Here is a 14,723-nt window from a genome sequence, read left to right as displayed (position 1 = left end):
TTGGTTTGTTTTTATGGGGGGGGGGGGGGGGCCCCCGGGGGGGGGGGGGGGGGGGGGGGGGGGGGCCGGGGGGGGGGGGGGGGGGCCCCGCCCCCCCCCCCCCCCGGGGGGGGGGGGGGGGCCCCCCCCCCCCCACAAGACACCCGACAAAGCAAAAGGCGAGTGCTCTTCACGAGCACTCGCCTTCCAGCTTTGGCGGTGGCGGTGGGATTTGAACCCACGGAGGCTTGCACCTCACACGCTTTCGAGGCGTGCTCCTTCGGCCGCTCGGACACGCCACCGGTAAGAACAATACAAGACGCGATCCAGTGGGTTAACGCTGGGTCCGGAAGAAGCGTTCCAGCAGGTCAGCGCACTCGTCCTCCAGCACGCCGCCCTGCACCTCGGGCCGGTGGTTGAGCCGGCGGTCGCGAACGACGTCCCAAAGCGACCCCACAGCGCCCGTTTTGGGCTCCCAGGCGCCGAAAACGAGACGAGAAACACGTGCCAGCACCAACGCGCCGGCGCACATCGTGCACGGTTCCAGCGTCACGGCGAGGGTGCAGCCGTCGAGCCGCCAGCCGTCGCCGAACCGGGAGGCCGCCTCGCGCAGGGCCAGGATCTCGGCGTGCGCGGTCGGGTCGCCCAGCGCCTCGCGCGCGTTGCAGGCGGAGGCGAGCACTGAGCCGTCCGGAGCGAAGACGACGGCGCCGATCGGGACGTCCGCGCCCGACGACGAAGCCGCGGCGAGGGCGGCGCGGACCATGGACTCGGAGGAGATCACGCCTGGATCGTGTCGAGCAGCTTCGTGAACTCGTCGATGAAGCCGATGCGCTGGGCGATCATCTGGAGCTGCTCGTCCGGGTAGAGGTCGACCTCGTCGACGATGATCTGGAGCTCGTGCGACGGCATGCCGAGGTCGGACAGCACGCCGAGGTCGCCCTCGGGCCAGAGCTCGGTGTCCTCCTCGTCCGGCGGTTCGACGCGGAGGAGGTCCAGGACGTCGGCTGCGATGTCGTAGTCGAGTGCGGCGGCCGCGTCGGAGAGCAGCAACGCCACTCCGCCGGGCACCGGGCGCAGGATGATGAAGAACTCGTCGTCCACGGCGAGCAGGCCGAAGACGGCACCGGTCGACCGCAGTTGGCGCAGCTGTGTGATCGCCGCGTCCAGCTCCGACAGCGCGGAGCTGTCCATCCTGCTGCACCGCCAGCGGCCGTCCTCCCGGACGACCGCGACCGCGAAGCCGTTGACCGGCTCCTGCTCTGTCATGTGCACACCGTAGGGCCCAGACGACCTTCCCGGTAGCCGAGGTGGTGGCACCATCGGTAGATGAGCACAACTACGTCGGACCCTCGTCTCGCCGGACTGCTCGAAGGGGCTCGCGCGCTGCAGCCCCGCACGGTGGCGCTGCGGCGCCAGATCCACCGCCATCCCGAACAGGGCCTTCAGCTCCCCAAGACGCAGGCGGCGATCCTGCACGCGTTGGAGGGGCTGCCGCTCAAGGTCACGACGGGTGAGTCGACCACCTCGGTGGTGGCGGTGCTGGAGGGTGGACGGCCGGGGCCGGCGGTGCTCTTGCGCGGGGACATGGACGGGTTGCCGCTGCAGGAGGACACCGGGTTGCCGTTCGCGTCCGAAGTGGACGGCAGCATGCACGCGTGCGGGCACGACACGCACGTGGCGATGCTGGCGAGTTCGGCCCGGCTGCTGGCCGACCGCAGGGACGCGCTGAGCGGACGGGTCGTGTTCATGTTCCAGCCGGGCGAGGAGGGCTACCACGGCGCCCGGTACATGATCGAGGAAGGCCTGCTGGACGGCGGCGTGGAGAAGGCGTTCGCGTTGCACGTCACCTCGACGATGAAGTCGGGCGTGGTGACGTGCCGGCCGGGGCCGATGATGGCGTCCGCGGACACGTTCCACATCCACGTGAAGGGTCGTGGCGGCCACGGCGCGATGCCGCACAACGCGCTCGACCCGGTGCCTGCCGCCGCGGCGATGGTCGGGGCGTTGCAGACGATGATCGGCCGCCGGATCAGCGTCCACCAGCCGGCGGTGGTGACGGTCGCGCAGATCAAGGCCGGTACGACGACGAACATCATCCCGGAGACGGCGACGCTCGACGGGACGATCCGGACGTTGTCGGAGGAGACCCGCAAGCTCGTGCACAAGGAGCTCAAGCAGGTCGTGAAGCACACGGCGGCCGCGTACGGGTGCCACGCGGAGGTCAGCATCGTGCCGGGCTACCCGGTGACGGTGAACGACGACGCCGTCGGGCAGCACGTGGTCGACCTGGCGGCGCAGCTGATGGGGCCGTCGTGGAGCGAGCCGATGCAGGACCCGCTGATGGGCGCGGAGGACTTCTCCTACGTGCTGCAACGGGTGCCGGGCGCGCTCGCGTTCCTCGGCGCGTGCCCGCGCGGGATCGACCTGGACGACGCCGCGCCCAACCACTCGAACCGGGTGCTGTTCGACGAGGCCGCGATGGAGCACGGGGTGGCGACGTACGCGGCGTTCGCGCTGGACGCCCTCCGGTAGTTCCGAGCACGCGTCGCACGGAATGATGTGCGCGTGCGAGACGTGTGCGTGATCGGACTGGGACTGATCGGCGGCTCGGTGCTGCGGGCCGCCAAGGCTGCCGGGCGCACGGTGTGGGGTGCGACGGCGAGCAGGGAAGACGCGAACAGGGCGCGCGCCGAGGGCTTCGACGTCACCGGGATCGACGAGGCCCTCGGCCGCGACCCCGAGGCGCTCGTCGTGCTCGCCGTGCCGCTGCCCGCGCTGCCGGACCTCCTCCGCAAGATCCCCGCCGGCACCCGCCTCACCGACGTGACCAGCGTCAAGGGCCCGGTGCACGACGCCGTGCACCGGTACGCCAAGAACGTCCGGTTCGTCGGCGGGCACCCGATGGCCGGCACGAGCCGCAGCGGCTGGGACGCGGGCAGCGCGGACCTCTTCCGGAACGCCGCCTGGGTCGTCACGCCGGAGGAGGCCGACGACCACCTCAACGACGTCATCCAGCTCGCCCTCGACCTCGGCGCGCACGTCGTGCCGACCACGCCGGAGGAGCACGACGAGGCGGTCGCGCGGATCAGCCACCTGCCGCACGTGATGGCCGCGATCCTGGCCGCGGTGGGCGCGGACGGCGGACCGCTCGCGATGGCGCTCGCGGCAGGCAGCTTCAGCGACGGCACGCGGGTCGCGGGCAGCAGGCCGGAACTGGTCCGCGCCATGTGCGAGGGCAACCGGGACGCACTGCTGATGGCCGTGGACGACGCTCTCGGACGGCTGGGCGCGGCACGCGGATCACTCGCGTCCACCGGCGGCCTCGCCAAGACCATCGAGGCAGGCCATGAAGGACGAAACGCGCTGGTCAACCAGCCTAACCGCACCCCCGTCACGATCGATCTGACCAAGCCGGGAGCACTGGCGGCACTGCGCAACCTGGGGTCGCGCGGCGGACGTGTGGTTGGGCTGAACGGCAGCACCGCCACAGCGGAAACGTCGTAGGGTCGCCGGGTGGATCGACGGACGCTCGCCGGCGGGCTCGGTGGACTGGCGCTCGTCATCGCCGCCGTCGTGGCGCTGCGCACGAGCGACGCGCCGGACACGTTGAAGCGGGAGATCGACGCCTCCGTCGAGGTCGTGCAGCAGCAGGAACCGGTGAAGCCGACCAACGCGCGGGCGCAGGCGCTCGACGCGGACGCGCTGCAGATCTCGTGGAACGGCTCGGCGCCGGCGTACGAGGTGCGGTGGAACGGCAACGAGCAGCTCGTGCCGGGACCCGAGGTGGAGATCCCCGGGTTGAGCCCGGAGGAGCAGGTCGAGGTCGAGATCCGGGCGGTCAACGCGACCGGCAGGCGCTCGGAGCCGCTCAAGATCACCGCGACGCCCGCGGACGTCTACGACGACAAGTGGGACGACCAGCTCGTCGGCCAGGTCGACAGGTTCGACGGACCGGAGTCGCTCGATCCGCGCAAGTGGCGGGTCGACGCGGAACCGGAGTGCCTGGGGCTCCGCCCGTTCGGGCCGGGCAAGCGCGTCGACGTCGACTGCCAGACGGCCGCGTTCCAGTCGAACACGCCCATCAGGCTCGGCGTGCCGGCGAGTGACGGCGCCATCGCGCGGGCGATCATCAGCGTGGCCGGGGCGGTCGAGTCGAGTCACGTGCGGCTGACGCTGCTGCCGGACCCCTGGCAGTACCTCGGCGAGAAGGACGCCCAGCCGCGCGACGCGGTCAGCCTGGACGTCACGACCCAGGGCACGCGGATCATCGCCGACCCGGACCTCCCCCGCACCGGCAAGCAGGTGCAGCTCGGTGACGCGCCGCTGACCGGCCTCGTCGCGGGCGTGCGGCACCGCTGGGAGATGCGGGTGCTGCCGGACGCCGTGCTGGCGCTGCGGGACGGCGTCGTCGTCGCCTACGAGCCCGTCACGATCACGACGCCGCTGCTCCACCCGCGGATCCGGATCGACGGCGGCGGCTTCCTGGACGCGTTCGGCGTCGGTGGCGTGCCGGAACGGGTCGTGCCCACCGAGGTCGTCCCGATCGGCCCGGACACCGAGGTGCCGCAGGACGCGGTGGCCGCCAAGATCGTCACGCCCGAGCCGGGTAACCAGATCAGGGTCACCGAGGTGCCGGTCGGCGCGGGCAGGATCGCGGCCGCCGAACCGGCCCGGCTCGTGGTGATCCGCAAGCCGGAGAGCCGCCCCGGCGCGTTGCCGAGGCTCCCGGACCGGCCGGGCGGCATCAAGACCGGCGGTCCCAGGCTGCACGTCGTGCACGAGGACGGCACCAAGCCGCCGCAGGTCCTCCCGCACCGCGGCCGGATCCTGGTCACGGCCGAGATCAACGCCATCGGTCATCGCGGGATCGAGCTCGAACTCAACGGCAGGCGGGTCGTCTCGTTGCCGACCGACGAGCAGGGCGCGGCGGTGCCGGGAAGGCACGAGTTCTGGCTGGAGGCGAAGAACCTGGAGCCGGGGTCGCACGCTCGGCTCAAGCTCAGCGTCCTTCCGGCGGACCATGGCGAACCCGTTACCACCGAAACCGTGTTCGAGCTGGCGGCAACGCCCTAGCGTGACCCGCATGAAGCGGGTCGCCTTCGCTGTCGCGGGCCTCGCGTTGGTGGTGGGAGTGATCCTCCTGCGCGACACCGACGGGGGCAATTCGACGCTGCCCACGGCTCCCCCTCCGCCGACGAAGCTCAAGCCGTACGTGGCGGAGCAGGTGCTCGTGCCCAGCCCGCAGGGGCGACCGGCGACACCGGCCAACGTGGTGGCGCGCGGCGGGCACCACAAGATCCAGCTCAACTGGACCGGCGACGCGCCCTCCTACGAGGTGCGGTGGGGCGACCGGACCAAGCTCGTGACCAGGCCCGGCACCCAGCTCAACGGCCTGGACAACGACCGCGAGCAGCAGATCGAGATCCGCGCGGTCGACTCGTTCGGCCAGCGCTCCGAACCTGCCAGGACCAGGGCGACCCCACGCGCCGACAACGCCCCGTACACGTTCGTCGACCGCTTCGACCAGCCGGACGAGCCCGACCTGCAGCGCTGGCGCCTCGCCAAGCGCACCGACTGCGCCCGTGCCACCTCCGGCGACGACGCCGACCACGACCGGTTGATCATCAGCAGCAGCTGCGGCACGCGTGCGGTGACGTTGAGGTCGCGCACGCCGTTCGTCCGCACCGACGACGACAGCCGCCTGGTGATCGAGACCGACGCCCCGAGCACCGGCGGCAAGCTGCTGCTGGACCTCGTGCCGGGCCCGGTCAGCGTCCAGGGCGACCCGGTGCTACCGGGCGCCATCCGCGCGACGGTGTCAACGGACGTCGTCGGCAACTCCATCGTCGAGCTCGTGCCGGACGGCACCGCGACCAAGCCGATCCCGCCCGCGGTGCCGGGCGTGACCGTGCGCTGGGAGATCGTCCTGACCAGCAAGGGCACCCAGGTCACCAGGGACGGCGACATCGTCGCGACCAGCCCGTTCGTGCCGCAGTGGCGTGAGGCGACCGCGTTGTTCGGCGTCGCGGCGCTCGCGGGCGACCGCATCCGCGCCGGCGTCGACCTCATCGGCTACCGGACTGCCAAATCCGACGCGCCTCCCGCCGCGCCGACCCCTCAGGTCCGCATCGACAGCCCGGTGAGCAGCGCCAACCCGATCCAGGACGTCACCGCGGGCCAGCTGCGGATCTCCCTGATCCCGTCGCGCGAGAGCGACCCCGTCACGGCGGTGAGGATCAACGGTGTCGAGGTGCCGCTGAGACCCGCGGTGCCGGGCACGCCGTGGAAGCCCGGTGCCGAGTACCCCGCGGTCGCGGACCTGCCGAAGGAAGCCTTCACCGACAACCTCAACGTCGGGCTGGTCACCCAGGAACGCGTCCAGGTCACCCACACCGACGTGGAGCTGACCGGCCCCAAGAGCCCGCCGCAACGCCAGTCCGGCACCCCGCTCGTCGACGCTCGTCCGGTGCTCGCCGACCCCGTCCCCGAGATGCTGGACGCGAGCGGTCAGCCGATCGAGAACGGTGCCGCGTTCACCAGGGGGCGGGTGGTCCTGGAGGTCCGCGTCGACGCCCTGCACGCCGCGGTCGCGGGTCTCGCCGGGTACGAGATCAGGCTCGACGGCAACCACGTCGCGACCGTCCCCACCACGGCGGACGGACCCGGCGCCGCGGGCCGATGGCGGATCTCACTGAACACGAGCGCGCTGAGCGCGGGCGCGCACGCGATCGAGGTGAAGGCGTTCAGCACCGATTCAGACGTGCCTCCCGAAACGGGTTACGTCCCGTTCCTGCTGAAGCCCTGATTGGCGCAAGATGGGGCCATGGCCCGCGCACTGATCCTCGACGCAGCCCGCACGCCGTTCGGCAGGTACCGCGGAGGTCTCTCCGGCATCCGGGTGGACGACCTCGCCGCGTTGCCCATCGTCGACCTGCTGCGCCGCTATCCCGGTTTGGACCTGGCGCGCATCGACGACGTGCTGCTGGGTGACGCGAACGGTGCCGGAGAGGACAACCGCAACGTCGCCCGCATGGCCGCGCTGCTCGCGGGCCTGCCGGTCTCCGTGCCGGGCGTGACGCTGAACCGCCTGTGCGCGTCCGGTGGTGAGTCGGTCGTCCAGGGCGCGCGGGCCTTGCTCGCGGGCGACGCGGACCTGCTGATCGTCGGTGGCGTCGAGGGAATGTCGCGGGCGCCGTTCGTGACGGCACGGCCGGACAAGGCGTTCCCGGACCGGATGGAGACCGTGTCGACCGCGCTCGGCTGGCGGCTGGTCAACCCGCGGATGCCCAAGCACTACACCGTTCCGCTGGGCCTGGCCGCCGAGAACGTGGCGCACGAACTGGGCATCACCCGCGCCGAGATGGACAACTTCGCGCTGCGGTCGCACAGGCGTGCCGCTGCTGCGTGGGACGCCGGTGTGCACGAGGGCTTCGCATTCGCCGTGCAGCTGCCGGACGGCACTGCGGTGCGGCGCGACGAGAACGTCCGCGCGGACACGAGCGTCGAGAAGCTGGCCAAGCTGAAGCCGGCCTTCTCCGAGAACGGTTCAGTGACCGCCGGCAACGCGTCCCCGTTGAACGACGGTGCTTTGGCCGCGTTGATGGGCACCGAGGCCATGGCCGCCGAGCTGGGCGTCGAGCCGTTGGGCGAGGTGCTCGGGTCCGCGACGACCGGCGAGGAGCCGCACCGGTTCACCGTCGCGCCGGTCTCGGCGATCCGGAAGTTGTTGAAGCGCCTGCACATCGAGGCCTCTCAGGTCGACCTGTGGGAGATCAACGAGGCGTTCGCCGCCATGGCGCTGTCGGTGCTGCACCACCTGCCGGAGATCGACCGCGAGAAGGTCAACGTGCACGGTGGCGCGATCGCGTACGGGCATCCGCTCGGCGCCTCGATGCCGCGCGTGATCATCGATGTGGCGCGGCATCTGCGGGCACGTGGTGGTGGCATCGGCATCGCGGCTGCTTGCGTTGGCGTGGGTCAAGGTGTGGCCGTGGCGGTGCGCGTCTGATCAGCCGGCCTGCTGGGCACGAGCGCGGGCCTTGCGCGGGTAGAGGATGGTGAAGGCCACCGGGACGCCGAAGCCGAGGACCTTGAGCGCGATCAGCGCGAGAGTGGCGTGCGGCGCGTAGTTCAGCAGCGCGATGCCCACGATGCCGCCGACGGTGAAGCTGATCGCCCAGGCGAGCGTGATGATCAGGTTGATCCGCTTGAAGACCGGGTTGTCCCAGAACTTCTCCGGCGTGGTCGTGCGGGCGATGCCGAGGGTGAACGGCTTGCCGATGGCGATCGAGCCCCAGGCGGTGAGCGCCAGCCAGGCGTCGGTGAGCGCGCCGGTGTAGGTCTTCAGCGGCGAGGCCGGGAAGCTGAACGCGACTGCGGTGAGCAGCGTGAAGAACACCAACCCGCTCAGCTCGATGATCAACGTGTCCGCCTTGCGGCCTTCACGGCGGGCGAGCAGGACCGTCACCGCGGAGATGACCAGGCCCGCCAGTGCGGACCAGCGCCAGTCGAACTGCGTCGCGACGACGGCGAAGGCGATCCACGGAGCGAGGCTCTTGAGGTAGTTCACGGCGATCCCTTTCTCGACCTTCCAACTGTGACATGTCGAAGTTAGAAGCTCCTGCGTGGACATGTCAATAGTGGAATGTCATGATGACGTCATGAGCCTTCGACACGCGGTGCTCGGAATGCTGGCCGACGAGCCCGGAAGCGGCTACGACCTGCTCAAACGCTTCGAACGGGCGATGGGCAACGTCTGGTCCGCAACCCAGAGCCAGCTCTACGGCGAGCTCGGCAAGCTCGAGGCCGCGGGCATGATCCGCGTGCACGCCGAGGGCCCGCGCGGGCGCAAGGAGTACGAGATCACCGACACCGGGCTCGACGAACTGCGGCACTGGCTGCTCGAAGTCGACCCGCGCTCCGCACCGCGCAGCGGCAGCCTGCTGCGCGTCTACTTCCTCGGCTCGGTCTCACCGGACCAGGCCCGCGGCTACCTCGCGACGATGGGAGAGGTGGCGAAGGAACGCGAGGAACGGCTGGCGGAGGTGGAGTCCTCGGTCGACTGGGACGAGAGCAACGAGTCGTTCTACGGACGCCTGGTCCTGGAGTGGGGCAAGCGGTTCTCGGCGATGCAGCGCGACTGGGCGGAGTGGGCGATCGACCAGATCAAGTGACGCACCCTATGCCTTCGAGTGCAGGATCTCGCGGGCCTGTTCGGCGGCCCGCACGATGCTTTCGCTGACGAAGTCGAGGAACCGCGCGATGTTCTCCAGCCGCGTGGCCGCCGGGGTGCCGGGACCCAGCACGCTGACGCCCTGCCGTGCGGCCTCCGCGAGCGTGGCGGTGCCGGCCGCGCTGGCGATCATCGACTGGTACCAGATGTCGCCGTCGTCCACGACATAGCGTTCACGGCGGCGTTCGTCGCGCACGCGGCCGATCAGACCCTGACTTTCCAGGTACGCCACGGCTTTCGACACCGAGGCCGGACTGATCTGCAGGTGCCCGACCAGTTCCGCGGCGCTGAGGCTGCCGGAGTCGGTGGCGTAGAGGCTGGCGAGCGCCCGCGCCGTCATCTTGGGCAGGCCCTGGGACACGAAGATCTCCGCGAACGACTCCTCGAACTCCCGCACCGCCTCCGGGTCGCGCCCGTCGGACCGCTCCGGCACCTGCCGGCCGCGCGGCGCGGCCTGCTTGCGCCGTTGCGCGCGGCGTTCGGTGGCGAACTGGGCGATGTCGGCCTTGTAGCCCGTCGGACCGCCGTTGCGCAGGACCTCGCGCGTGATCGTCGAGGTGGGGCGGTCCAGGTTCCTCGCGATCTCCGCGTACGCGAGGCCGTCCGCGAGCCCGATGGCGATCTGACGGCGTTCCTGCTGGGTGAGTCGTCCTCCTGGCATAGCGTTCAACTTAACTCATTGCAACGCTCCACGCCATGATCGTTGCGTTAGATTTCAAGTCCATTGCAACAGTTTCAGGCCTTCTAGCTGCATAAACTCAGCTTGGGCGCAACGAAGTTCGTTGCCCTATTTCGTGAACGCAACGTAGCGTTTCCGGTGTCAGAAACAACAGGCACTGGAGCTGAGACCAATGCAGAAGTTCACCACCCCCGCCCCGATCGCCGCCGTTCTCGACATCCCCGCGGGCCTCGTGCAGTTCATCGCCGCCGACCGGACCGACACCGCCGTCGAGGTCCGCCCCTCGAACGCCGCGAAGAGCCGCGACGTGCAGGCCGCCGAGCGGACCGAGGTCGAGTTCGCCGACGGTGTCCTGCGCATCACGGGCAAGACCGGCAACCAGATCCTCGGCCCGTCCGGCTCGGTCGAGATCACCGTGCAGCTGCCCGCCGGTTCCCGCGTCGAGGCGAAGGCCGCCAGCGCGGAGTTCCGCGGCGTCGGCCGCCTCGGGGACATCGCCTTCGAGGCCGCGCAGAGCGACATCAAGATCGACGAGGCCGCGCGCGTCCACCTGACCACCCAGGCCGGTGACGTGTTCGTGGGCCGCCTCACCGGTTCCGCGGAGATCAGCACGCAGAAGGGCGACATCGAGGTCGCCGTCGCCGCGGGCCTTTCCGCCGCACTGGACGCCGGCACCACCTACGGCCGCATCCACAACTCCCTCAAGAACAACGACACCCCCGACCTCACCATCCGCGCCACCACGGCCTACGGCGACATCACCGCCGCCAGCCTCTGACCACTTCCACTGGGGAGACGAACACACCATGAGCACCACCGAGAACTACCAGGCCGCGGAAAAGCTCCTCCGCCGTCCGGCCACCCCCGGCGAGCTCGTCGTCGGAGACAAGGTCCGTCCACAGTGGATCGACGGTGGTGCCCGCTTCTGGTACCAGATCCGCGACGGCGCCGACCGCAGGTTCCACGTCGTCGACCCGGCCGCGGGCACCCGTGAGCCGGATTTCGACCCCACACCCTTCATCGCTCCGCCGGGCAATCCGCTGGAAATCCCGTCCCCGGACGGCAAGTTCGCGGTCTCGCGCCGCGGCCAGGACCTCTGGGCGCGCTCCGGCGACCGCGAGTGGGCCCTGACCACCGACGGCGCGGACGACCACGGTTACGGCTACGGCCCGGACTCCGGCAGCTACGGCACGTTGATGAGCAAGTTCGGCCTGCCGCACCTGCCTCCCGCCCTCGCCTGGTCCCCCGACGCCACGAAGGTCCTGGCCCACCGGACCGACCAGCGCACCACCCGGCAGACCTGGCTGCTGGAGTCCGGCCCCACCCCTGCCCTGCGCACCCAGCGCTACGCCTACCCCGGCGACACCGACATGCCACTCGCCGAACTGGTCGTCTTCGACGTGGCCGCCGGCACGACGGTTCGCGCCCAGTGCGAGCCACTGCTGATGCCGGAGTTCTCACCGATCACGACGGGCTGGGCGTGGTGGGCCTCCGACAGCTCGGCGGTGTACTTCCTCCGCCGCACCCGCGACCTGCACACCCTCACCCTGAACCGCCTCGACGCCGCCACCGGCGAGGTCACCGTCGTGCTGACCGAGACCGGCGACACCCGCGTCGGCCCCAACCAGTTCATGTACGGCCCGCCGATCGTGCGGGTGCTGGCCGACGAGGTGCTGTGGTTCTCGCAGCGCGACGGCTGGGGCCACCTCTACCGCTACGACCTGCACACCGGCGCGTTGCTCGGCCAGGTCACGTCCGGTTCCTGGCTGGTCCGCGAGATCCTGCACGTCGACGAGGCCGCGCGCGTCGTCCACTTCACCGCTTCCGGCCTGGTCGCGGACGATCCCTACCGCCGCACGGTGTGCTCGATCGGCTTGGACGGCACCGGGTTCCGGCTCGTCACCGACGACACGCTCGACCACATCGTCACCGTGACCCCTTCCGGTCAGTACTTCGTCGACTCCGCCTCCACTGTGGACACTCCGCCGGTGACGTCCGTGCGCGACTGGTCGGGCCGCGTGCTGGTTTCGCTGGAGCGCGCCGACATCAGCCGGTTGCTCGACACCGGTTGGGCGGCACCGGAACGCTTCTGCGTCAAGGCAGCCGACGGTGTCACCGACATCTACGGCGTGCTGTACAAGCCACGCGGTTTCGACCCGTCTGCTTCCTACCCGGTCGTGGACAGCGTCTACCCCGGCCCGCAGGTCACGCGCGTCGACCCGTGCTTCGACCCCGGCGGCATGGGTCTGGACGCAGAACCGTTGGCGGCACTCGGTTTCGTGGTGGTGGCGTTGGACGGCCGCGGCACGCCGGGCCGCAGCAAGGCCTTCCTCGACGTCTCGTACGGCCGGCTGGCCGACGCGGGCAGCCTCGACGACCACGTCGCGGCCCTGCACCAGCTGGCTGCTTCAAGGCCGTGGATGGACCTGTCCCGGGTGGGCGTCATGGGCCACTCCGGCGGTGGGTTCGCGGCGGGACGGGCGATGCTCGCCTTCCCGGAGACCTACCACGCCGGCGTCGCGCTGTCGGGCTCGCACGACGCCCGTTGCATCGGACTGGGCTGGGCGGAGTCGTGCGACGGCGCGGACAACCCGGAGGCCTGGCTCCGCGCGTCCAACACCGAACTCGCGGACCGGTTGCAGGGCAAGCTGTTGCTCGTGCACGGCGAGCTCGACGACACCGTCCACCCGGACCACACGCTGCGGCTGGCCGACGCGTTGATCGCCGCCGGCAAGGACTTCGAGATGTTCATCGTGCCGGGCGCCGAGCACCTGTACCTCGACCGGCTCGCCTACGTGCGGACGCGCTGCTGGGACTTCCTGGTGCGCTCGCTGATGGGGGTGGAGCCGCCGGCCTACCGGCCCTCGCCGATCGCGATCGACCCGGAGGTGCTCGGCGAGATGATGTAGGTGAGGAACGCCGACCACGCCTTGTCCGAGAGGGGCAGGTGCGTGGTCGGCGCCTTGCTGTCCCGGATGCCGACACCACGACCGACCTCGACGCAGTCACTGGAAGTGCCGCTGTAGCTGCTCTTGCGCCAGGCCGTCATGCGCGTCCCCTCACGTCAGCAAGCTGGTGATCAACTCCCTCGATTGTTCCTCATCCAAGGCCTGGGCGGCGAGTGCCTCCAGCACCTCGTCGTAGACGGCGATCGAGCCCTTGTCCTCCAGGAACAAGTGGGAGTTGTGGCTTTCCAGGTAGACCACCGGCTCGAACTTCTCGTACTCGAGCTTCGTGAACGAGCCTGCCAACCCGGCGTGTACACCAATCGAGAGAGGGACGACCCTCACGCTGATGTACGGCCGCACCGACATGCGCAGCAGGTCGTGCAGCTGCTCCGCCATCAGCTCGGGGCTGCCGACCTGGAGTCGCAAAGCCTGCTCGTGGATGTAGAAGACGAACTTCCGGCTTCGATGGAAGATCGCTCTCCGCCCCATCTTGGCAGCGACGATCTCTTCTACCTGCTCAGGCTTGACGGTCGCCGCCGCTCGCACCACCTCAGTCGAGTACGACGGAACCTGCAGGAGGCCGGGGATGAGGTTCATCGCCCACACGAAGATCTCGTTGGCGAGGCGTTCCTGGTCGATCAAGGTGCGCAGCTGGTTGGGGACGCCGTCTTCGTCGAACTCCAGGTAGCCCTTTTCGCGGGTCTCCCTGAACAGCGCCAGCAGGCGGCGGGTCTCGTCCGGCGGGGTGCCGCACATCCCCAGCAACAGGGCGAGTTCGACCTCGGTGACCCCGCCCTTGCCCTTGACCAGGTCGGAGACCTTGGCCTCTTCCCAGTCGAGGCGTTCAGCGAGTCGGCGCTGGGTCATCCCCGAGCCCCGGATGGCGTCGCGGACACCATCACCGAACGAGCGCCCCACCACGCTCGAAGTTCGTTTCGGCATGCCAGGACGCTAGGAGGCGAACCCGGTCCGCTTCCATCGTTCGGAGGCGACTCGCCACGAAGGAAGTACTTCTTGGACGGGTTCTAAATCCGCTTCGAGATGAGCGGGTACTCGACGACGAGGCCGTTGGGGTCGACCTTGATGTTCTGCTCGAAGCCGCCGCTCTTGAAGCGCACCACCGACTGCTCGTCGCCGACCGACACCGTCTTGTAGGTCTGCGTCACGGCCTTCACCGTCAGCTCGGGCAGCGACACCCACACGACCGGCAGGCTGTGCTCGCCCGGCTCGCGGTGCAGGTTGAGGCGCCTGATCGGGATGGTGTTGAACAGGACGGCGAACTGGACGTCGACGTCGAGGGCGTCGTTGAACGTCTCGCGCTTGGCGCCCTGGCCGTGGTCGACGAGCCAGGCACCGTCCTCGGTCCTCGACAGGGAGCACTGGCGCTCCTCCAGGACCGTGGCCGTGCGCAGCAGGAGCCGGTTGACCTGGCCGCTCTCGCCGACGGAGACCTCGAAGGAGGCGTTGAACTGCTCGTCGGGGCCGGCGGCGACCATCCTGCCCGAGGCGCGCAGGCGCTGGTCGCTCGACAGGAGCAGGCGCACCTGTTCCAGCCGGGGCTGGTGGATGCCCTGCCAGGTGATCATCTCCGGCCTGCGGGCAGAAGGAGAGCGGGTCTCCGCGTTCGAGGCGACCCGCCCGGCGTCAGTGGCGTTGAAGGAGTTCACTCTCCACCCGGAAGGATGTCTTTGATCTTCTCGGCGACCGAGTCGACCTGCTCTTCGTGACCGAACTTGCCTGCGACGAAATCCGCCGCGGCGTCAACGCCCTTGTCGACCTGCTCGTGGTGCTGCTCGGCCAGGTCGAGGGCCTTGTTCTTGATCTCGTCGAAGTTCATGTGGTGCTCCTCCGCTCCTGACGCAGGGTACCCGAGTGGGCCCCG

General features: G+C 70.0%; 16 protein-coding genes and 1 tRNA gene. 8 read left to right on the top strand and 9 right to left on the bottom strand.

Features of this window, described 5'->3' with window-relative positions; translation table 11 throughout:
* Positions 1–193: 193 nt before the first annotated feature.
* The 3 genes from ACWEIJ_RS10415 to ACWEIJ_RS10405 all read right to left on the bottom strand — a co-directional run bounded on the left by ACWEIJ_RS10415 (position 194) and on the right by ACWEIJ_RS10405 (position 1,248).
* Positions 194–281, bottom strand: a tRNA-Ser gene (locus tag ACWEIJ_RS10415).
* Positions 282–313: 32 nt separating this feature from the next.
* On the bottom strand, positions 314–745 hold the full coding sequence (locus ACWEIJ_RS10410; protein WP_449836877.1) for a nucleoside deaminase: 432 nt from the start codon (positions 743–745) through the stop codon (positions 314–316).
* Between the two features lie 14 nt (positions 746–759).
* Entirely contained in the window at positions 760–1,248 is a 489-nt protein-coding gene (locus tag ACWEIJ_RS10405) for a tRNA adenosine deaminase-associated protein (protein ID WP_449836848.1), read from the bottom strand.
* A 60-nt stretch (positions 1,249–1,308) separates the two neighbouring features.
* On the opposite strand from ACWEIJ_RS10405, the gene ACWEIJ_RS10400 reads away from it, so the two are divergent.
* Genes ACWEIJ_RS10400 through ACWEIJ_RS10380 form a run of 5 tightly spaced genes read left to right on the top strand, consistent with a single transcriptional unit; the run spans position 1,309 to position 7,990 of the window.
* Complete coding sequence (locus ACWEIJ_RS10400) at positions 1,309–2,514, top strand: M20 metallopeptidase family protein (RefSeq protein WP_449836847.1); 1,206 nt, start codon at positions 1,309–1,311, stop codon at positions 2,512–2,514.
* 33 nt (positions 2,515–2,547) lie between these two features.
* A complete protein-coding gene (locus tag ACWEIJ_RS10395; protein ID WP_449836846.1) occupies positions 2,548–3,486 on the top strand; it encodes a prephenate dehydrogenase in 939 nt (312 codons plus the stop codon).
* Between the two features lie 9 nt (positions 3,487–3,495).
* The gene (locus ACWEIJ_RS10390; RefSeq protein ID WP_449836845.1) at positions 3,496–5,055 is read left to right on the top strand and encodes a fibronectin type III domain-containing protein; all 1,560 of its coding nucleotides are present in this window, start codon (positions 3,496–3,498) and stop codon (positions 5,053–5,055) included.
* Between the two features lie 10 nt (positions 5,056–5,065).
* A complete protein-coding gene (locus ACWEIJ_RS10385; RefSeq protein WP_449836844.1) occupies positions 5,066–6,787 on the top strand; it encodes a hypothetical protein in 1,722 nt (573 codons plus the stop codon).
* A gap of 18 nt (positions 6,788–6,805) precedes the next feature.
* A complete protein-coding gene (locus ACWEIJ_RS10380; protein WP_449836843.1) occupies positions 6,806–7,990 on the top strand; it encodes a thiolase family protein in 1,185 nt (394 codons plus the stop codon).
* Here the strand turns inward: ACWEIJ_RS10380 and ACWEIJ_RS10375 are convergent, their stop codons facing one another.
* Positions 7,991–8,551, bottom strand: coding sequence for a hypothetical protein (locus tag ACWEIJ_RS10375; RefSeq protein WP_449836842.1), 561 nt, complete (start codon positions 8,549–8,551; stop codon positions 7,991–7,993).
* 91 nt (positions 8,552–8,642) lie between these two features.
* On the opposite strand from ACWEIJ_RS10375, the gene ACWEIJ_RS10370 reads away from it, so the two are divergent.
* A complete protein-coding gene (locus ACWEIJ_RS10370; RefSeq protein WP_449836841.1) occupies positions 8,643–9,155 on the top strand; it encodes a PadR family transcriptional regulator in 513 nt (170 codons plus the stop codon).
* A gap of 6 nt (positions 9,156–9,161) precedes the next feature.
* Here ACWEIJ_RS10370 and ACWEIJ_RS10365 read toward each other — a convergent pair whose 3' ends face one another.
* Complete coding sequence (locus ACWEIJ_RS10365) at positions 9,162–9,875, bottom strand: helix-turn-helix domain-containing protein (RefSeq protein WP_449836840.1); 714 nt, start codon at positions 9,873–9,875, stop codon at positions 9,162–9,164.
* A 190-nt stretch (positions 9,876–10,065) separates the two neighbouring features.
* Here ACWEIJ_RS10365 and ACWEIJ_RS10360 point away from each other — a divergent pair, with 190 nt between their 5' ends.
* Both ACWEIJ_RS10360 and ACWEIJ_RS10355 read left to right on the top strand, forming a co-directional pair.
* On the top strand, positions 10,066–10,671 hold the full coding sequence (locus tag ACWEIJ_RS10360) for a DUF4097 family beta strand repeat-containing protein (protein ID WP_449836839.1): 606 nt from the start codon (positions 10,066–10,068) through the stop codon (positions 10,669–10,671).
* Positions 10,672–10,699: 28 nt separating this feature from the next.
* Positions 10,700–12,802, top strand: a complete 2,103-nt coding sequence (locus ACWEIJ_RS10355) for a DPP IV N-terminal domain-containing protein (protein WP_449836838.1) — start codon at positions 10,700–10,702, stop codon at positions 12,800–12,802.
* Here the strand turns inward: ACWEIJ_RS10355 and ACWEIJ_RS10350 are convergent.
* The 4 genes from ACWEIJ_RS10350 to ACWEIJ_RS10335 all read right to left on the bottom strand — a co-directional run bounded on the left by ACWEIJ_RS10350 (position 12,748) and on the right by ACWEIJ_RS10335 (position 14,678).
* A complete protein-coding gene (locus tag ACWEIJ_RS10350; RefSeq protein WP_449836837.1) occupies positions 12,748–12,942 on the bottom strand; it encodes a DUF397 domain-containing protein in 195 nt (64 codons plus the stop codon). The genes ACWEIJ_RS10355 and ACWEIJ_RS10350 overlap by 55 nt on opposite strands.
* Before the next feature lie 10 nt (positions 12,943–12,952).
* On the bottom strand, positions 12,953–13,783 hold the full coding sequence (locus ACWEIJ_RS10345; RefSeq protein WP_449836836.1) for a Scr1 family TA system antitoxin-like transcriptional regulator: 831 nt from the start codon (positions 13,781–13,783) through the stop codon (positions 12,953–12,955).
* A gap of 83 nt (positions 13,784–13,866) precedes the next feature.
* Positions 13,867–14,508: a putative glycolipid-binding domain-containing protein gene (locus ACWEIJ_RS10340; protein ID WP_449836835.1), complete on the bottom strand. Its 642-nt coding sequence runs from the start codon at positions 14,506–14,508 to the stop codon at positions 13,867–13,869.
* Positions 14,505–14,678, bottom strand: coding sequence for an antitoxin (locus ACWEIJ_RS10335; RefSeq protein WP_449836834.1), 174 nt, complete (start codon positions 14,676–14,678; stop codon positions 14,505–14,507). The genes ACWEIJ_RS10340 and ACWEIJ_RS10335 overlap by 4 nt, the downstream gene beginning before the upstream one ends.
* Positions 14,679–14,723: the final 45 nt, after the last annotated feature.

Source organism: Lentzea sp. NPDC004789, assembly GCF_053601075.1.
Note: the sequence above shows the minus strand (reverse complement) of the source record. Positions and strands in the feature narration are given on the sequence as shown.